Origin of the sequence: Xanthobacter sp. SG618 (assembly GCF_012932745.1) — a bacterium.
Lineage (GTDB): Bacteria > Pseudomonadota > Alphaproteobacteria > Rhizobiales > Xanthobacteraceae > Xanthobacter > Xanthobacter flavus.
The window spans coordinates 81346-99043 of record NZ_JABBHL010000001.1 but is presented as its reverse complement, the minus strand read 5'-3'; the positions used below and the strand labels follow the sequence as shown (position 1 = coordinate 99043).

Sequence of the window (17698 nt, the reverse complement as noted above, 5' to 3'; positions counted from 1 at the left end):
GTCAGACGGCGGCGAGGCAGCGGGTGAAGGTTTCCGCGTCCACATTGCCGCCGGAGAGCACGATCACCGCCGTGCCGCCGGTGACGTTGAGCCGCCCCTCCAGCAGGCTCGCCAGCGCGACGGCGCCACCCGGCTCCACCACCAACTTGAGTTCGCGGAAGGCGTATTCCACCGCCCGCGCCACCTCGGCGTCGGTCACGGCTGCCGCCTCGCCCACAATGCGACGGGTGATCTCGAAGGTGATGGCGCCGGGCGTGGGCGCAAGCAGCGCGTCACAGAAGGAACCGTCCGGCTGGGCATTGCGCTCGCGCACACCAGAGCGGAAAGAGCGGGCATGGTCGTCGAAGCCCGCCGGCTCACAGACCACCACACGCGCCTGCGGCGCGACGCGCTTCACGGCGAGCGCGATGCCGGCCACCAGTCCGCCGCCGGAGGCATTGGCCGCCACGAGATCGGGCACGCGGCCGAGGGCGGCGAGATCCTGCACGATCTCGAGGCCAACCGTGCCCTGCCCGGCGATGATGTGAGGATCGTCATAGGGCGGCACCATGATGGCGCCGCGCTCCGCCGCGATGGCGCGGGCGATGGCATCGCGGTCCTCGGTGCGGCGGTCATAGCCCACGACTTCCGCGCCGAGCGCGCGGGTACGGTCGCGCTTCAGGGCCGGCGCGTCGTGAGGCATGACGATGACCGCCGGCATGCCGAGGATCTTCGCCGCGGCGGCGACACCCTGGGCATGGTTGCCCGACGAGCAGGCGACGACGCCGGCGGCGCGCGCCTCTTCCGGAATCTGCACCATGCGGTTGAAGGCACCGCGGAACTTGAAGGAACCGGTGCGCTGCAACGTTTCCGGCTTCAGGAAAACGTCGGCGCCGGTGCGCTCGCTCAGCACCGGCGAGAACACCAGCGGCGTGCGGACGGCAAAGCCGAGGAGCCGCGCGGCCGCGGCATCGACATCTTCGGCGGTGGGAAGCGGGGCGGACGGAATCTGGGAGGCGCTCATGCGCCGGAAGCTACCCGACGCCGCCGCCGAAGGCGATAGCGCCGCGCGATGGGCCCGATGTCGTGGGCGATCAGCACGTTGTCGAGGAACTGCCGGGCACTTTCCCGCCACGTATAGCGCATCGCGAAGCGGCGGGCGGCGGCGGGCGACAGCTCCAGCGCCTTGAGGCAGGCGGTGCGCAAATCCTCGTCGAGGATGCCCACCTGCTCCGTCGCATCGGCCAGCACGTCGGTCGGGCCGGTGACGGGATAGGCGGCGACCGGCAGGCCGCTCGCCAGCGCCTCCAGGAGCACGATGCCGAAGGTATCGGTGCGGCTCGGGAAGCAGAAGACGTCGCAGGCGGAATAGACCTGCGCCAGATCCTCGCCCTCCTTCGAGCCGAGGAAGTGCACGGCGGGAAACCGTTCCTTCAGGCTGGCGAGGGCCGGGCCACTGCCCACCACCACCTTGGAGCCGGGCAGATCGAGTTCGAGGAAGGCCTCGATGTTCTTCTCCACCGCCACGCGGCCGACGAAGAGATAGACCGGCCGCGGCAGGTTCAGCGTCGCCTCGGGGCGCGGACGGAACAGGTCCGCATCCACGCCGCGCGACCAGCGCATCAGCCGCTTGAAGCCACGGGCTTCCAGATCCCGCTCCAGCGTGGCGGTGGAGACCATCACGCCGCCGCCGGCATTGTGGAACGAGCGCAGCCACGCATAGGTCAGCCGCTCGGGCACCGGGGCGCGGGCGGCGAGGTATTCCGGGAATTTGGTGTGGTAGGAGGTCGTGAAAGTCCGGCGCGAGGCGATGCAGGCTCGGCGGACCAGGATGCCGATGGGCCCCTCGGTCGCGATATGCACGAAGTCCGGCTGCAGCGCCTCGATGCGCCGCATGATCATGCGCGGCGTGGCGAGGGCGAGCCGGATCTCGTTGTAGGTGGGCAGCGGAACCGTGCGAAAGCCCTGCGGGCTGAGGAACTGCATGTCCGCACCCAGACTCTCCGCCTCGCGGGCGGTATGCTCCAGGGACCGCACCACGCCGTTGATTTGGGGATGCCACGCATCGGTGGCGACAAGAACCCGCATCAGGCCGCCGCGCGCGCCCCCTCGACCACCTCGCCCTCCTCAGCCGGAGCCTTCTTGTCCAGCTTGCGGGTCCAGGAGATGATCTCAAGGCGGCCATCATCATGCTCGGCGATGGCCGTGCAGCTCTCGACCCAGTCGCCGCAATTCACGTAGCGGACGCCGAACTGCTCGTGGATCACGGCATGATGGATGTGGCCGCAGATGACCCCATCCACGTCCGAGCGCTTGGCCTCATCGGCCACCGCCTCCTCGAACTTGCCGATATAATTGACCGCGTTCTTCACCTTCAGCTTCGCCCATTGGCTGAGCGACCAATAGGTGAGGCCCAGCCGGCGGCGGATCTTATTGACGTAGGTGTTGATGGTGAGCGCGGCCGAATAGGCCCAGTCTCCCAGGAAGGCGAGCCAGCGGGCATGCCGCACCACCACGTCGAAGATGTCGCCGTGGATGACGAGATAGCGCTTGCCGTCCGCCGCCTCGTGGATCGCCCGCTCCACCACTTCGATGCCGCCGAAGTGCGTGCCGTAATAATCGCGCAGGAATTCGTCGTGGTTGCCCGGCAGGTAGACCATGCGCGCGCCCTTGCGGCCCTTGCGCAGCAGCTTCTGCACCACGTCGTTGTGCTTCTGCGGCCAGTACCAGTTGGCCTTCAGCCGCCAGCCATCGACGATGTCGCCGACGAGATAGACGGTATCGGCATCATTATACTTGAGGAAATCAAGCAGCAATTCGGCCTGGCAACCCTTGGTGCCGAGGTGCACGTCGGAGATGAAGAGGGCGCGAAAGCGGCGCGCTTCAGGACTGTCGCTCACGCCCTATACCTCCACCTTCCCGCAGCCCGCCAGCGCAGCCGTAACGGCCGGACCCGGCTAAGGCGGCATCGTGGCACCCATAAGGCGCCCCGTTCAAGTTCGCCGGCGGGCTTGCCGAACAGCTTGCAGAGCGTCCGTCATGCCGACCTTGCACGGTCCGGACTTAGCCGGAGTCGTGTATCCCTTTTATGACGTCGCCGGTCCAAAAGGAAGGCCACATGCCCAATCACGCGGCTTGCACAGATTAAATGCAGATCGGGCAGGCATTGGAAAGACGGCTAATAGTCGAAGCCCTGCGCAGTGAAGACGTTCCCCGCCGCGCGAACCCGGACGACCTGTCGAATCGTCGCCACTCAACTCTGCCGACGCGTCCGGACGGTGCCCGTTCGACCCACGGCCGGCCTCTATGAAGCCGCGACATATTGGCTGCCGCTGCCTCCCCGCACGTGACCTAACGTCATCCTCGCCTCTCGAAGTTCGCCTTCGTCCGCAGGAAAAAACATCCCGCCGCCATTGACCTAGGCCCCAGACCGCGCCAGCGTGCGCCGCCTTGGACGGAGCAGCTGACCCTAGCGCTGCCCGCCCGAACAAGAACAACGCCATACATCCCATCAGGAGCTCCCGATGAAGCTGGTCCGCTTCGGCGAATTTGGACGAGAGAAGCCGGGTCTAATCGATTCAGACGGCAAGGTCCGCGACCTGTCCGGCATCATCGCGGATCTCAACGGCGAGACCCTCGCCCCCGAGAGCCTGAAGAAGATTGCGGGTGTCGATCCCGCCTCCCTGCCGCTCGCTCCGGAAGGCGTCCGCCTCGGCGCCTGCGTCGCCCGTCCCGGCAATTTCGTCGCGGTCGGCCTCAACTTCGCGGACCACGCCGCCGAGACCAACAATCCCATCCCCGAGGAGCCGGTGCTCTTCAACAAGGCGCCGAACTGCATCGTCGGCCCGAATGACGACGTGATGATTCCCAAGGGCTCGCTGAAGCTCGACTGGGAGGTGGAGTTCGCCTTCGTTATCGGCAAGCGCGCCCGCTATGTCGAGGAGAAGGACGCCCTCGACTACGTGGCCGGCTACTGCATCTGCAACGACGTCTCCGAGCGCCATTTCCAGATCGAGCGCTCCGGCCAGTGGATGAAGGGCAAGGGCTGCGAGACCTTCGGGCCGCTCGGCCCCTGGCTCGTCACCACCGACGAGATCCCGGACACCTCCACCCTCGCCATGTGGCTGGAGGTGAACGGCGAGCGCGTCCAGAACGGCTCCATGAAGACCATGATCTTCCGCATCCCGTTCCTGGTGCATTACATCAGCCAATTCATGGTGCTCGATCCCGGCGACGTCATCACCACCGGCACCCCGCCCGGCGTCGGCCTCGGCTTCAAGCCGCCGCGCTTTCTGAAGGCCGGCGACGTGATGCGCGTGGGCATCGAGGGCCTCGGCGAGCAGCAGCAGACCGTGGTGCCGTTCAAGCTCTGAGACGAAAGGAGGCGGCGGGTATCTTCCCGTCGCCTCATGCCTCGGCTTCATCAGGTACCAGCCAGCCGCGATAACGCACGATTCTGCCAACCCACGGCAGAGAAACCGCCACGTCGAACGTCACCCGTCCCTCTGCATCCACGCTTTCGGTCGTTTCGCTGATCGGCAGGAGCACGCGCGGCAATGGAAGGCCGGCGCAATAGCCGGCGACCACCGGGTAGGCCAGCCGCCCTCCCACCACGTTCAGCGCGATGTCGAAACTCAGCGGTCCGAACCGCTCCCGCAGGATTCCCGCACCAGCGCGCGCGAGACGGGACCGCAGCGGCCGGCCGGCGAACCGCCGCTCCCAAATCTCAGCCTCTCCACGCCGCTCCATCCTGACCTTCACCGGGATGGCAGTCCCGGGCGCCGGGAACCCCATGAGCATTCGGACGAGCCGCGCCAGATGCCCCGTTCCCTCCTCGACGTCCGCCTCGCCGCTCCAACGCCGGACATCCATGACCGTGTGGAGGTCACGCACTGCCGGCGGAAGCGCGCCGAACGCGGCTCCCAACGTTTCGGCGAACACGAGCGGGAATTCCCGCGCCGTACTTTCGGTGGAAATATCGAGGTTCGCCATGGCCGCCTCGGCCTCGGCCAGCGCAAACTCGGCCACACAAGGCCTCGCTCCCGGGGGCACCTTGCCCGCCAGCAGCCTCTCAAACATCACCCGGGCCGGAACGGCGGGCACGTGCGGCCCCTCACCCGAGCCCGCCAGCAGCACCCATGCGCGCACCTCCGCCCGGCCCTGTCTGGTAAGCCCGGAGACGCACACGCGCATGCCACCCGCATCGGTGCCGAAAGGCTTAAGCCGCTCCGCGACCCACTTGAGAGGACGCGCCAACGGCGCGATGCTTCCCAAGAGCCCCCAGCGTACCGGCATGGACAGGATCAAAAGTCCGGCGTGCATGGTTTTCAGTTCGAGCCCGGCGCGGAACACCACCGAGCGCGCCCGGAAGCATCGCGGGAAAAGCTCCAGGTCGGGGGCTGCATTGACGCTGGCCCACCGTCCGGACAGGGGCGGCTTCCCGGATAGGCTTAGCGAGACGCACTCAAGGCCGCTCCATCCCGGAATGCTCTCTGATCGCCCTCCCCGCCACATGCGTATCGGGCGGCCTGCCTGGCCGACGATGGCGCGCACCACGGAGAGGCCGCGCGGTGCCCGGTTGCCGGGAACGATGACTGTATCCACGAGATGGATGTCGTCCATGTCTTCGGCTAGGTCCACCACGGCGGCGGACGACAAAGCGGGCACGCTCGAAACTCCAGACAAAACTGCAAGGCCAGCCTTCCGCGCGACATCATCGAGTCGCGCGATACCTATGGTGAATACCGGATCGTCCGAAAGATCGAGATAGTGCGCCCCGGCCGCGAGCGCCGCCTCGGCGACGCGATATGGCCGTGCGCCATATGACTGGAACGGGCCTGCCGCATCAATGACGAGGAACGGCGACAGGCTTGCAATCCGCGCCGCCAGCGCCGGGTCCTCCCGATCGATTATGTCCGGCCGGCCGCCGTGGACGGCGCAGAAGGCAACAGCGGCGTTCCGGTCGCGGCCTGCGACAATGAGATCGATCCCTTCGACGCGGGCGAGGGCCATGCTGATGCGAGAGCCGAAGACCCCGTAGCCTCCGACAACGAGCACGACCTCAAGCAATGAGCCGCGCCTTCAGCTCCGCCGACGGCGCAGGACACGCCTGCCGCCCGAAGCGATAACGGTTGCGGGCAATGAGATCGTATAGCGGATCGGAGACCACCCGCGGGATCCAGCCCAAGGGACGCAAGGCCATCCACGGCCACCCCAGTGCGCCCATGGCCACCGCGAAGGCCTGAAGCCGCATATGAGCGCGGCCGGAGACGATGACGATGTTGGTCTCCATGAGGTCCGGATCCAGCCCGTGCCGCGCGTAAAGAGCCCGCCCGGGCTCCGACTGGGCGGTCACGAACAGAAACCGCCGCTCCCGGTCATGGCGAGCAATGAAGCGCGCGAAGGCCGAACAGAAAACGCAGGCGCCGTCGAAGACGATGAGATCCTGTTCGGGTGGAAGGGATTCCATGGAAAGACCTGCAGTTAGGGCACCCATCCTATCCCTCGGTGCCGGCGCGTCCACGGGGCCGCGGTCCTCCCACGGCAAAATGCTTCACGCCCTCCGCGCAGAACAGATACGCAAGCGTAATGCCGGCGACGGCAAGGAGAGTCGTCGCAGGCAGCGGTACGAAGCCGAACCAGCCTCCGAGGCCGCTCAGGGGCACCACGAAAGCGACTGCCAAGGCGCCAAGGGCCGAGATGATGAGCGTCCGGTCCGGCGGCGTCGCGCCGAGGGGCAGGCGGGTGCGGATGAGGAAGACCACCAGCACCTGGGTGGCGATGGATTCCAGGAACCAGGCGGTGCGGAAAGCCTCCACCCCGGTGTTGAGCACCAGCAGCAGCACGCCGAAGGTGAGGAAGTCGAACAGCGAGGAGAGCGGGCCCATCACCGCTGCGAACCGCACCAGCCCTTTCATGTCCCACTGCTGCGGCGTGGCGAGGTCCGCCTCGTCCACGGCGTCGAAGGGGATGCCGACCTCGGAGAGGTCGTAGAGCAGGTTGTTGAGCAGGATCTGGGTAGCGAGCAGCGGCAGGAACGGCAGGAACAGGCTGGCCGCCGCCATGGACAGCATGTTGCCGAAGTTGGAGCTGGCGCCCATCCGCACATATTTCAGGATGTTGGCGAAGGTCCGCCGCCCCTCCTCCACCCCGTCCGCCACCACGTCGAGATCGGGCGCGAGCAGGATCATGTCCGCGGCGGCACGCGCCACGCCCGTCGCGCCGTCCACCGACAGGCCGACATCGGCGAGCTTCAAGCCCGGCGCGTCGTTCACGCCATCGCCGAGGAAGCCCACGGTCTCGCCGTTGGCCATCAGCGCCCGCACCACCCGCACCTTCTGGTTCGGCGTCATCCGTCCGAAGACGTTCACGCTGCGCACGCGCACCCGCAGCGCATCGTCGGACAGGTGCGCGACCTCGGCGCCGGAGAGCATGTCAGCGGCATCGATGCCGAGTTGCCCGGCGACGTGGGCGACCACCGTGGGGTCATCCCCCGACAGCACCTTCACCCGGACCCCCGCCGCCGCAAGCCGCGTGAGAGCATGGGCGGCGGTGGGCTTGGGCGGGTCCTCGAACAGGCAGAAGCCTTCCAGCACGAGGCCGGATTCGTCCTCCGGCTCCAGGCTGCCGGTCCGGGCCATGCCGTCCGGGGTGCCGGCGCGGGTCGCCACGGCAATGGCCCGAAGGCCCTGCTCCGCATGACGCTTCAACTGCGCGGCGAGAGCGGCGCGGGCCTCGGCATCAAGTTCTACAATGGCGTCACCTACGCGGCGGCTGGTGCAGACGTCCATCACCGCTTCCGGCGCACCCTTGCAGACGAGGAGGCGCTCGGCGATGCCTTCCCCCGCGCGCTCCGCCAGCACCGAGCCACGGCGGCGCTCATAGCCGAAGCCGAGGCGGGAGGGCGCCGACCATCCATCCGCCGCAGCCGGCGCGGCGGCGGCGAGCGCCGTGTCCATCCAGCTGCGATCACCGGCCAGCTCCGCGCACAGCGCCGCAAGCTCGGCGGGCCGGTGCGCCGCCTGCCCGCCCCCGTCTTCACTGGCGGCGAGCACGATCTCGGCGGAGGTGAGGGTGCCGGTCTTGTCGGTGCAGAGCACCGTCATGGCGCCGAGGTCGTGGATGGCGGTGAGCCGCTTCACGATCACCTTGCGCTGCGCCATGCGCACCGCGCCGCGCGAGAGGGTGACGGTGGTGATCATGGGCAGCAGCTCGGGCGTGAGGCCGACTGCAAGCGCCACCGCGAACATGAGCGATTCCAGCAGCGGCCGCCCCAGCACGAGGTTCACCGCCAGCACCGCCACGGACAGCACCCCGGCCGCGCGGGCGATGACGAAGCCCAGGGCCCGCAGATCGCGCTGAAAGGGCGACAGGCCGGCATCCTCCGCCAGGAGGGCAGCGGCGGCGCCGAACAGGGTCCCCTTGCCGGTGGCCACAGCGAGTGCGACCGCCTCCCCGCTCTGCGCCACCGCCCCCCGGAACAGGGCGTTCGTCGCCTCCGCCGCAACGGTGGATGAGACCGCTCCGGGTCGCTTCTCCACCGCATAGGGCTCGCCCGTGAGGGCGGCCTCGTTGGCGGAAAAGCCGTCGGCGGAGAGAATCACCGCATCCGCGGGGATGATGTCGCCCGTGCGCACGCGGAACACGTCGCCGGGCACGATCCGATCGGTGGGGAGCGTGGCGAAGACACCGTCGCGGCACACCTCTGCGGTCAGCGCGACCTGCTCGCGCAGTGCCGCCGCGGCCTTGGAGGCCCGCGCCTCCTGCACCGTGTCGAGACCGATGGAGGCGACGATGACGAGGATGATGATGACCGCGCTCGCCGCATCACCCGTCGCGGCCGAGACCCCGGCGGCAACGAGCAGCATGAGCATCAGCGGCTCGAGCAGGCGGCGCAGCAGCGCGCGGACCGGGGTCGTGCGGCTCGGAGGCTTGTCGAGGTTCGGGCCGAAGCGATCGAGCCGCTCTGCGGCGTCACTGGAGGATATCCCCGCGGTGCCGCAGCCGAGTTTCTGACAGAGGGCGTCCGGAGTCTCCGTCCAGAAGGCCCCCTCGCCGGCATCGACGGAATGCAGGGCCGCGCCGCCGGGGGCCTTGCCTTGCGAACCCTGTCCGGCGATCTCCACGGGCGGCCTCCGGCGCTGTTCGAGCCGCCGGGAGCCTAGAGCACATTCGCCGCCCGCCGGTACCTGCTTCGATCAAGAAACGACGGGGAAAGCGACCTTCCGCAGCGGCCTCATTGCATCGTCGTCGTGGCCAGCCAGCTCTTCACCGCGCCAAGGGCCTCGGTGCGGTTGCCGGTGCGGTGCTGGGCCTCCTGGAAGATGGCGAGCTGCGCGTCGGCGCTGGTCCCCTCCTCGGCAATGGTGCGCACGCGCATGAGTGCGTCGAGACACCCCAGCGCTTCCGCGTCCGAGGCGACGAGGTTGACCAGCCCATCCACCGCATCCCGCACCGCCACGGCGCGGCGCTGGGCGAGGTCCACGAACGAGCCGTGGACGCCGTAGCGCTGGGCGCGCCACTTGTTCTCGTCGGCGATGGCCCGGTCCACCGGCCCCACGTCGCGGTTGTGATGGGGATTGCGCACCAGGAAGCGCACCAGCGCGCGGTAGAGCGCCGCGATGGCCACCGTGTCGGTCGAGCGGGTGCAGCTGTCCGGCGCGCGCAGTTCCAGCGTCGGCAGCTGGCGCGAGGGGCGAATGGCCCACCACACATAGCTCGAATCCGTGATGGCCCGCGCCGCCACCATGGCCTCCACATAGCGCTCATAATCGCCGTTGTTCTCGAACATCTCCGGCAGGCCGGTGCGCGGCAGCTCGTCGTATGCGGCGAGCCGGTAGCCCATCAGGCCGGTCTGCTTGGCGCCCCAGAAGGGCGAGGAGGTGGAGAGCGCGATGAAGTGGGGAATGTAGGGGACGATGCGGCGCATCACATCCACCCGCTCGTCCGGATCGGGCAGTTCCACATGCACGTGCAGGCCGCACACCATGTTGCGCTCGCCCAGCATCTTGAGGTCGTTCATCACGCCGTCGTAGCGGTTGGCCCGCGTGGCGCGCACGCCGTCCCAGGTAGCGGTGGGGTGGGTGCCGGAGGCGATGACGGCCAGCCCATGCTCGCCCGCGACGTCCGACACCGCATGGCGCAGGCCGCGGATTTCGTCCAGCGCGCTACCGATGCCGGTGGACGGCCGGGTCGCGATTTCGAGCTGGGACTGCAGCATCTCCACCGAAACGGCATCGCCGAGCCGTTCCTTCAGCTCTTCGAAGAACCCAGACGGCATGCGCCTTTGCACCGCCTTCGTCTGGGCATCGACGACGAAGAACTCCTCTTCGATTCCGAAGCTGTAATCGTTCGACACGGAGCCCTCCACAAAACCCGGCTTTACGGCGAGCCAGTAACGCCCGCCCCATTGCGAAGTTCCGGGGAGACTGACGCCAAATCAGTCCAAATTTGGGCACCGGTTCCTGTGCGCGATTGCGCCTTGAAGCTCAATATCTTCCCGCACCGCACGCGAGATGGACAAAATACAAAGTAGTTTACGAACGACTCGCAAGAACTATTTTATGCGAATTGACGGAACAAAAATTCCATCTAGGCGTTTTCGCACCCTCACCGGCGCGCCGCATTCACCAGCGCAAGGGCGGCCACGGCGGCCGTATCGGCGCGAAGGATGCGCGGGCCGAGGCTGAGGGTGAGGCCTCTCGGGGCGATGCGCGTACGCTCCTCGGGGCTGAATCCCCCTTCCGGGCCGATCAGGACGCTCACCGGTCCCGGACGGGCCTGCTTCAGCGCGGCGATGGGGTCTTCGTCGGCGGAAGCCTCGTCACAGAACACGAGGAGGCGGTCCTCGGCGAGGGAGGCGAGCCAGCTGTCGAGCGGGCGCGGCTCCTCCACATGGGGCAGGCTGAGGATGCCGCACTGTTCGGCCGCCTCGATGGCGTTGGCGGTCATGCGCTCGACATTGACGCGGGAGACCTGCGTGTAGCGGGTGATGACCGGACTCAGGATGCCCGCGCCCATTTCCACCGCCTTCTGCACCATATAATCGAGCCGCGCATGCTTCAGCGGCGCGAATGCATATTCCAGCGTCGGGGCAGGCGGCTGGGCGCGCGTCTCGCGCAGCACTTCGAGGCGCACGTCGCGCTTGCCGCCGGCGATCCGTGTCGCCCGCCACTCCCCGTCCCGGCCGTTGAAGAGGAGAATGTCCTCGCCGACACCGAGGCGGATGACGTTGGCCACGTAATGCGCCGCATCGCGCTCCAGCACGATCTCGGAGCCCTCGGCCAGATCGGCGGCGACGTGCAGGCGTTGGGCGTGGAAATCGTGCTCGGGCATGGCGGCTCCTCTCACCGGAGGCACACCACGCATCGGCGCGCGTTGCAAGCTTGTGGTTCCGAACCCCGGAAACGAAAACAGGCGGAGACCCGAAGGACTCCGCCTGCCCCGACCCCCGAACGCCCCTCGGAGATGACGCCCTGACCGGCGCAAGGGCATAATCCACAAAAGCAGCCCTTGGTTGCATCCCCCGAATGGGTGATGCGCGGGATGCTGATACCATGCCAGTCGCGGCCGGACGTCGCGCGGATGCCCGCTACGGCTCAGGAGCCCCTCGGGCTTGATCCTGCGTCAACGCCTGGTCGAAGTCGCTTACTTGGAGCCGTCGGGCTTGAACTGAGCGAGGAACGCGATCAGGTCCTTTCGCTCATCCTCGTTCTTGACGCCGGCGAAGGCCATCTTGCCCTTGGGCACGAGGTGCTTGGGATTCTCGATGTAGTCGTTGAGGGTCGCCTCGTCCCACACCTTGCCGGCGGCCGCGCCGTCCTTGATGTCCTGGGAATATGCATAGCCCTCGAAGTGCGCCCACTTGGCGCCCACGATGCCGTTCAGCGGCGGGCCGACCTTCACCTTGGCGTCGGGGCCGATGGCATGGCAGGCCATGCACTTCTTGAACACGGTCTCGCCCTTGGCGACGTCGGGATCGGCATAGGCCGAGCCGGTGGCGGCGGCGAGGACAAGGACGGAAGCCAGAACAAGACGCATTGAGCTATATCCTCTCTGTCGGCCGGGCCCCGGCTCCGCAAGGCGCTGTGTTCGCACCTGCGGATTCGCGGAAGCCAGCTTGATGCTTTACCGGGCAGACACCTCCACCTCTGACACCACATATATCCGTGGCGGAGGGGTCGGGTTCCTTAGCATGTTTCCAACCCGGCCTTCGATGCGACCTTGAGACCTCCCGAAATGGCAGATTCAGCGTGACCCTTGTCGTCAAAATCGGTGGAAGCCTGACGCGGGGCGCCCCACCCCGGCTCCTGCTCGAACGCCTCGCGGGCCGGAAGGGGCTGGTGCTCGTGCCGGGGGGCGGAGCGCTGGCCGATCAGGTTCGCGTGATGCAGCCGCAGATTGGACTTTCCGATGGGGCAGCCCATCGCATGGCGATCCTCGCCATGGAGCAGATGGCCCATGCCTTCCTCGACATGGCTCCCCGCCTGAGCCCCGCGCGGACGTCGGCTGAGCTGATGTCCGCCGCGGCTGAAGGCGCGGCCCTGTGGCTTCCCGCCACCATGGCCCTCGACGCCCCAGACATTCCCCAAAGCTGGGAGGTGACCTCCGACAGTCTCGCGCTGTGGCTCGCGGCGCGGCTGGCGGCCGACCGGCTGGTTCTGATAAAGGCGCCGGGCGTTCAGGTGCCGCGGCACGGCGACCGCGCGGCGGACCTTGCGGCCTGGACTGCGGCCGGTCTGGTGGATGCGGCTTTTGCGACCATGGCACGGGACTATTCTGGCGATATTGTCCTCGTCCCCGCCGATGACGGGGCACTGATGGCGCAGGCGCTCGAACCGCCCGCGCCGCAGAGCATCGAGGAAACAAGAGAAGGCCCGCGCCGATCATGAGCGAGACCCGTTCCAGCAAGAAGCCGCCCCGCTGGGCGTGGGCCCTCACCGGCTCCGGGCACTATTTCACCGAGAGCATCGAGATCATCCGCGAGCTTCAGGACGTGGACCTGTTCATCTCGGACGCCGCGGACGAAGTGCTGCGCATGTACAAGCAGGACAAGGAACCCCTGCCCGCCCAGACGCAGGTGTTCCGCGACAATTCGGCGTCGTCGGCCTCCATCGGGCGATTCTATCACGGCGAGTATCACACCCTCGTCGTCTCCCCCGCCTCCTCCAACACGGTGGCGAAGGCGGTGCACGGCATCTCGGACACGCTCGTCACCAATTGCTTTGCCCAGGCCGGCAAGTGCCGGGTGGCCTGCATCGTGTTCGCCTGCGACAGCCAGCCGGAGATGATCACCATGGCGCCGGAAGGCCCGGTGCCGGTCTATCCGCGCCGCATCGATCTGGAGAACACCGCGAAGCTCAAGACCTTCGAGGCGACCGTGGTGGCCGAGACGCTGGAGGAATTGCGCCTCGCCGTCGCCCGCCGCCGGGCCGAGCTTGCCACCCTCTATCCCGTCCCGGCCTGAGCCATGGCCGAGCGCGTCGCCCTCGTCACCGGCTCGCTGGCCGAGCCCCGCATCCGCCGCATCGCGGAGGAACTGGCGGACGGCACGCTCGATCCGGTGGTGGTGAACATCGGGGTGAAGGTCGCGGCGCTCATGACCGCCGAGATCGTGGAGCGCCGCCTCAAGCTGCCCGAAGGCACGGACAAGGTGCTGATGCCCGGACGCTTCCGCGGCGATCTTCAGCGCCTCGCTGCGCGCTTCGGCCTGCCGTTCGAGCGCGGGCCGGAAGAGGCGGCGGACCTGCCCACCTATTTCGGCCGCGGCAAGGGCCGCAACGTGCCCCTCGACCGCCACGACGTGACGCTCTTCGCCGAGATCGTGGACGCGACCCGCCTGTCCGTTCCGCAACTGCTTGAGCGTGCCCGCTTTCTGAGGGGCGAGGGCGCCGACGTGATCGACCTCGGCGCCCTGCCGGACCAGCCCTTCCCGCATCTTGAGGACGCCATCGCCGCCCTCAAGGCCGAGGGCTTCAAGGTGAGCGTGGACAGCTTCGACCCGGAAGAGCTGCGTCGCGGCACCCGCGCCGGGGCGGACTATCTGCTCAGCCTCAACGAAACCAATCTCGCCATCGCCGACGAAGGCCCCGCCGTGCCGGTGCTTGTGCCGGCGCAGGCGGGAGACCTCGCCTCCCTCGTCCGCGCCATCGAAGCGTGCGAGGCGTCGGGGCGGCCCTTCCTCGCCGATCCGATCCTCGATCCCATCCATCTCGGCTTCACGGCATCCCTGGTGCGCTATGCGGAGCTGCGGCGGCTGAAGCCGGACATTCCCATCCTGATGGGCATCGGCAACGTCACCGAGCTGACGGATGCCGACACCACCGGCATGAACGCGCTGCTGATGGGCATCATCTCCGAGCTGCGCCTCAATGCCGTCCTCGCGGTGCAGGTGAGCCCGCATTGCCGCACGGCGGTGCGCGAGTTTGACCGGGCGCGGCGGGAATATTACGCCGCGCGCGAGGCGGGCGCCCTGCCCCAGGGCTTCGGCGGCGGACTGATGGCGCTGCGCGACCGGCGCCCCTGGTCCACCACCCCGGAGGAGGTGGCGCGGCTCGCGTCCACGGTGGCCGACCGCAATTTCCGCATCGAGGTGACGGAAGAGGGGATCCACGTCTACAACCGTGACGGCCACCATGTGGCGGCGGATCCCTTCGCCCTCTTCCCCCACCTCAAGGTGGAGGACGATGGCGCCCACGCCTTCTATCTCGGCGTGGAGACGGCGCGGGCGGAGATCGCCCACCAACTCGGCAAGCGCTATGCGCAGGACGAGCCCTTGAAATGGGGCGTCGCGGGCGAGACCGGCGGCAGCGCCGAGGAGGCCCATCGGTTGACATTCAAGGAAGCGGGCTCGACGCTTTCTGCCGCGAAGAAGAAAGGCGAAAGCGCGTGATCCGGGAGACCATCGTCACCACCGTCTCGGCCGCCGGGGAGGCGCACATCGCGCCCATGGGCGCGACCGTGGTGGAGGGCGGCTATCTGCTCCAGCCCTTCCGCCCCTCCCGCACGCTGGACAATCTGGCGGCGGCGCGCAGCTGCGTGGTGAACTTCTCCGATGATGCCCGCATCTTCGCGGGCTGCATCACCGGACGGCACCGCTCCTGGCCCACCGTTCCCGCCACCCTTCTCAAGGGCGCGGCACGCCTCGCCGACTGCCTCGCCCATGACGAGGTGGAAGTGGCGCGGATGGAGGACGACCCCACCCGTCCCCGCTTCTTCTGCCGCACCATCCACCGCGAGACCCATGCGCCCTTCCTCGGCCTCAACCGGGCCGTGGCCGCTGTGCTGGAAGGCGCCATCCTCGTTTCGCGCCTGCACATGATGGACCCGGACCGGGTGGACCGGGAGATGAACTATCTCTCCATCGCCATCGACAAGACCGCCGGCCCAGCCGAGCGCGAGGCGTGGGACTGGCTGTGCGAGACCATCGCCGACCACCGGGCGCGGGCCGCCTCATGACGGCGCACGTTCCGGCCCGGCCGGGCCTCCTTGCATCGGTGGCGACCCTCGACGAGATGCGCACGGCTCTGGCCGCGGGCGTAGATATCCTGGACCTCAAGAACCCCTCCGAGGGCGCACTGGGCGCCTGGGCGCCGCAAGCGCTGGTGGAGGCCGTGGCCGTGTGGCGCGCCGCCGGCGCACCGGGCAGTCTCAGCGCCACGGTGGGTGACCATCCGCTGGAGCCGGACGTGCTGCGCACCGCAGCCGAGCGCACCGCCGCCACCGGCGTGCCGCTGGTGAAGATCGGCTTTGCCCTCGGCGATGAGGCCGCCCTGCCGGCGGTGCTCGACGCCCTTCGCCCCCTCGCCCGCGAGACGCGCCTGATCGCCGTGCTCTTCGCCGATCAGGCGCCGGACCTTGCCGCCGTGCCGCTGTTCGCCGCCGCCGGCTTCCATGGGGTGATGCTGGACACGGCGGACAAGGCAGAGGGCGGCCTGCTCGCCCACCTGCCGGTGGAAATCCTCGCCCGCTTCGTCGCGACCGCCCGAGCGGAAGGGCTGCTGACCGGCCTCGCTGGTTCGCTGAAGATGGCGGACATCGCCCCGCTCGCAGCGCTGCGGCCGCATTATCTCGGCTTCCGCGGCGCGCTCTGCGCCGACGGACGCACCAGCGCCCTCGATCCGCTGCGTCTGGCCGCCGTGCGCGATACGCTGGCGGGGCGCATCCTCGCCTGAGGCCGGTCAGGCTGGCGGGAACGCCGCCACCACAGCGTCGAGGATATCGCTCGCCGCTGCAATCTCCGCCTCGGTCACGGTCAGCGGTGGCAGCATAGCGAGCACGTTCCCGAGCGGCCGAGCGAGAAGCCCCTGCCCGGCCAGCGCCTCCGCCAGCGGCGCGGCCGGCCCGGCGCAGACCAGCCCCTGAACGAGGCCGGTGCCCGTGGTGTCGGTGAACAGGTCCGGCCGGCGCCAGCGCAGGGTGGCGAGCCGGTCCTCCAGCTTCCAGCCCATCTCCTGCACCCGCGTCTCGAAGCCGGGAGCGAAGGAGGCCGATAGGGCCAGCAGCAGCCCGGCGGCTGCATCCTCGTCCAGCAGGGGCAGACCGGAGGGCAGGCTGCGGGCGAGACGGGCGCTGAGCACCAATGCCGAAGCGCCCTCCCCGCCTTCGGCCTCGCCCGGCAGCCCGTCGATCACCATCACATCCGGCGCAACACCGCGCCATTCGTGGGCGAAGGCCATGCCGGTGCGCCCGAGGCCGGAATCGGTCTCGTCGAACGTCAGCACGACGCCATATTCATCCGCCGCCTGCCGTGCCGTGGCGAGGAGGAAACCCGGCAGGAAGCGCAGGCCGGCATCGATGGAGGCCGGCGCGAGCAGCAGCGCCGCCACGTTCGGCCCCATGGCGGCCTCGATGGCCGCTTCATCCTCCGGGATACGCCGCACGCCCGCATCCTGCGCCAGCGCCAGCGCCGGGGGAAGCCGCGGGACGTCGGAGACGACAACGATCTCCCGCCGCTTGGGCCGTCCCGCCGTGCGGTGGTGGAGACGGATGGTCTCGACCGCCGCGCGCCAGGCCGTCGCGCGATCAGCAAAGAAGCGGGCAACGTCGCCGAAGGAATGGTGCGTCAGGAGGGCGGCACATCTGGCGGAGGCGGGAGCGCCCGCCCCTTCGCCCACCTCTCCTTCGACGATCCGCGCGGGATCCAAGCGGACGGCGCCCGAGAAATCGAGAGCCGGCACCGCGACGGCGGCTGCGTCGTCGGGCGGCGCTTCAATGCCGTCAGCGTGTGGGGCGATTGCGGACACGCGCTCCTCCATCTGCCGAATGAAGCAAGGAGCGCGCCGGGATCAGTCGTACTTGATGTAAGAAAAGCGCAGATCGTGCTGCGGCGTGCCCTCAAGCGGCGCATCCTCGCCGGCGCCGGGCTGCCACTGCACCACCTCCTCGATCTTCTTCGCAAGTGCGAGATCGCGCACGGTGATGCCCTTGGCGTCGTGGGACTGGAGCCGCACCTCCACCCAGGCATAGGAGGCGGTGAGGTCGGGATGGTGCCACGCCGCCTCCGCGAGATGGCCGACGGTGTTGATGACCATCAGCGTGCCCTTCCAGCTGTTGGTCTTGTAGGTGCGCTTGATCCAGCCGTCCTCGTAGCGCCAGTGGGGCAGCTCGGCGGCGAGGTGGGCTGCCACCTCCTCCGCAGGGAAGGTTTTCTTGCGATCGATGGTCATGGTCGGCTCCGCGGCAGGCCCGGGCGCGTGCAGTTGATCTTGCCAGTTGATCT

The 17698-nt window shown here is 68.4% G+C and carries 17 protein-coding genes; 6 read left to right on the top strand and 11 right to left on the bottom strand.

What is annotated here, in order from left to right:
- Position 1 precedes the first annotated feature (1 nt).
- From FHT36_RS00495 to FHT36_RS00485, 3 genes are read right to left on the bottom strand one after another with little or no spacing between them, the layout of a single operon-like run.
- Positions 2-1003 (bottom strand): threonine/serine dehydratase, encoded by a 1002-nt coding sequence (locus tag FHT36_RS00495; RefSeq protein WP_169120113.1) that lies wholly within the window; start codon positions 1001-1003, stop codon positions 2-4.
- Positions 1000-2067 carry a glycosyltransferase family 1 protein gene (locus FHT36_RS00490; protein ID WP_169120111.1) on the bottom strand — a complete coding sequence of 356 codons (1068 nt, stop codon included), beginning with the start codon at positions 2065-2067 and terminating at the stop codon, positions 1000-1002. The genes FHT36_RS00495 and FHT36_RS00490 overlap by 4 nt, the downstream gene beginning before the upstream one ends.
- Entirely contained in the window at positions 2067-2879 is an 813-nt protein-coding gene (locus tag FHT36_RS00485) for a UDP-2,3-diacylglucosamine diphosphatase (RefSeq protein WP_169120109.1), read from the bottom strand. Before FHT36_RS00485 ends, FHT36_RS00490 begins: the two co-directional genes overlap by 1 nt.
- A 624-nt stretch (positions 2880-3503) precedes the next feature.
- Between FHT36_RS00485 and FHT36_RS00480 the strand changes: the two genes are divergently transcribed.
- Positions 3504-4352 carry a fumarylacetoacetate hydrolase family protein gene (locus tag FHT36_RS00480; protein ID WP_169120107.1) on the top strand — a complete coding sequence of 283 codons (849 nt, stop codon included), beginning with the start codon at positions 3504-3506 and terminating at the stop codon, positions 4350-4352.
- A gap of 34 nt (positions 4353-4386) precedes the next feature.
- Here the strand turns inward: FHT36_RS00480 and FHT36_RS00475 are convergent, their stop codons facing one another.
- The 6 genes from FHT36_RS00475 to FHT36_RS00450 all read right to left on the bottom strand — a co-directional run bounded on the left by FHT36_RS00475 (position 4387) and on the right by FHT36_RS00450 (position 12018).
- Complete coding sequence (locus tag FHT36_RS00475; RefSeq protein WP_210257520.1) at positions 4387-6048, bottom strand: SDR family oxidoreductase; 1662 nt, start codon at positions 6046-6048, stop codon at positions 4387-4389.
- A complete protein-coding gene (locus FHT36_RS00470) occupies positions 6041-6502 on the bottom strand; it encodes a DCC1-like thiol-disulfide oxidoreductase family protein (protein ID WP_348644358.1) in 462 nt (153 codons plus the stop codon). Before FHT36_RS00470 ends, FHT36_RS00475 begins: the two co-directional genes overlap by 8 nt.
- On the bottom strand, positions 6477-9053 hold the full coding sequence (gene mgtA, locus FHT36_RS00465; protein ID WP_169121437.1) for a magnesium-translocating P-type ATPase: 2577 nt from the start codon (positions 9051-9053) through the stop codon (positions 6477-6479). The genes FHT36_RS00470 and mgtA overlap by 26 nt, the downstream gene beginning before the upstream one ends.
- A 161-nt stretch (positions 9054-9214) precedes the next feature.
- The gene (locus FHT36_RS00460; protein WP_348644357.1) at positions 9215-10336 is read right to left on the bottom strand and encodes a carboxylate-amine ligase; all 1122 of its coding nucleotides are present in this window, start codon (positions 10334-10336) and stop codon (positions 9215-9217) included.
- A gap of 251 nt (positions 10337-10587) precedes the next feature.
- Entirely contained in the window at positions 10588-11313 is a 726-nt protein-coding gene (locus tag FHT36_RS00455) for a 16S rRNA (uracil(1498)-N(3))-methyltransferase (protein ID WP_169120103.1), read from the bottom strand.
- A gap of 312 nt (positions 11314-11625) precedes the next feature.
- Complete coding sequence (locus FHT36_RS00450; RefSeq protein WP_169120101.1) at positions 11626-12018, bottom strand: cytochrome c family protein; 393 nt, start codon at positions 12016-12018, stop codon at positions 11626-11628.
- A 212-nt stretch (positions 12019-12230) separates the two neighbouring features.
- On the opposite strand from FHT36_RS00450, the gene FHT36_RS00445 reads away from it, so the two are divergent.
- The 5 genes from FHT36_RS00445 to FHT36_RS00425 are packed head-to-tail and all read left to right on the top strand — an operon-like array spanning position 12231 to position 16151.
- Complete coding sequence (locus FHT36_RS00445; RefSeq protein ID WP_169120099.1) at positions 12231-12869, top strand: aspartate kinase; 639 nt, start codon at positions 12231-12233, stop codon at positions 12867-12869.
- On the top strand, positions 12866-13444 hold the full coding sequence (locus FHT36_RS00440) for a flavoprotein (RefSeq protein ID WP_168457965.1): 579 nt from the start codon (positions 12866-12868) through the stop codon (positions 13442-13444). The genes FHT36_RS00445 and FHT36_RS00440 overlap by 4 nt, the downstream gene beginning before the upstream one ends.
- 3 nt (positions 13445-13447) lie before the next feature.
- Positions 13448-14869, top strand: a complete 1422-nt coding sequence (locus FHT36_RS00435; protein WP_169120097.1) for a DUF6513 domain-containing protein — start codon at positions 13448-13450, stop codon at positions 14867-14869.
- Positions 14866-15435: a DUF447 domain-containing protein gene (locus FHT36_RS00430; protein ID WP_169120095.1), complete on the top strand. Its 570-nt coding sequence runs from the start codon at positions 14866-14868 to the stop codon at positions 15433-15435. The genes FHT36_RS00435 and FHT36_RS00430 overlap by 4 nt, the downstream gene beginning before the upstream one ends.
- Positions 15432-16151, top strand: a complete 720-nt coding sequence (locus FHT36_RS00425) for a (5-formylfuran-3-yl)methyl phosphate synthase (RefSeq protein WP_169120093.1) — start codon at positions 15432-15434, stop codon at positions 16149-16151. Before FHT36_RS00430 ends, FHT36_RS00425 begins: the two co-directional genes overlap by 4 nt.
- Before the next feature lie 6 nt (positions 16152-16157).
- On the opposite strand, the gene FHT36_RS00420 is transcribed toward FHT36_RS00425, so the two are convergent.
- Together FHT36_RS00420 and FHT36_RS00415 are read right to left on the bottom strand one after the other, a co-directional pair.
- Positions 16158-17222, bottom strand: a complete 1065-nt coding sequence (locus FHT36_RS00420; RefSeq protein ID WP_169120091.1) for an aminotransferase class III-fold pyridoxal phosphate-dependent enzyme — start codon at positions 17220-17222, stop codon at positions 16158-16160.
- Between the two features lie 42 nt (positions 17223-17264).
- Entirely contained in the window at positions 17265-17645 is a 381-nt protein-coding gene (locus FHT36_RS00415) for a 4a-hydroxytetrahydrobiopterin dehydratase (protein ID WP_169120089.1), read from the bottom strand.
- Positions 17646-17698: the final 53 nt, after the last annotated feature.

Excerpts from the sequence above, each read along its gene's own strand:
- FHT36_RS00495 (WP_169120113.1), bottom strand. The coding sequence starts at position 1,003 with ATGAGCGCCTCCCAGATTCCGTCCGCCCCGCTTCCCACCGCCGAAGAT.
- FHT36_RS00490 (WP_169120111.1), bottom strand. The coding sequence starts at position 2,067 with ATGCGGGTTCTTGTCGCCACCGATGCGTGGCATCCCCAAATCAACGGC.
- FHT36_RS00480 (WP_169120107.1), top strand. The coding sequence starts at position 3,504 with ATGAAGCTGGTCCGCTTCGGCGAATTTGGACGAGAGAAGCCGGGTCTA.
- FHT36_RS00455 (WP_169120103.1), bottom strand. The coding sequence starts at position 11,313 with ATGCCCGAGCACGATTTCCACGCCCAACGCCTGCACGTCGCCGCCGAT.
- FHT36_RS00450 (WP_169120101.1), bottom strand. The coding sequence starts at position 12,018 with ATGCGTCTTGTTCTGGCTTCCGTCCTTGTCCTCGCCGCCGCCACCGGC.
- FHT36_RS00440 (WP_168457965.1), top strand. The coding sequence starts at position 12,866 with ATGAGCGAGACCCGTTCCAGCAAGAAGCCGCCCCGCTGGGCGTGGGCC.
- FHT36_RS00435 (WP_169120097.1), top strand. The coding sequence starts at position 13,448 with ATGGCCGAGCGCGTCGCCCTCGTCACCGGCTCGCTGGCCGAGCCCCGC.
- FHT36_RS00425 (WP_169120093.1), top strand. The coding sequence starts at position 15,432 with ATGACGGCGCACGTTCCGGCCCGGCCGGGCCTCCTTGCATCGGTGGCG.
- FHT36_RS00415 (WP_169120089.1), bottom strand. The coding sequence starts at position 17,645 with ATGACCATCGATCGCAAGAAAACCTTCCCTGCGGAGGAGGTGGCAGCC.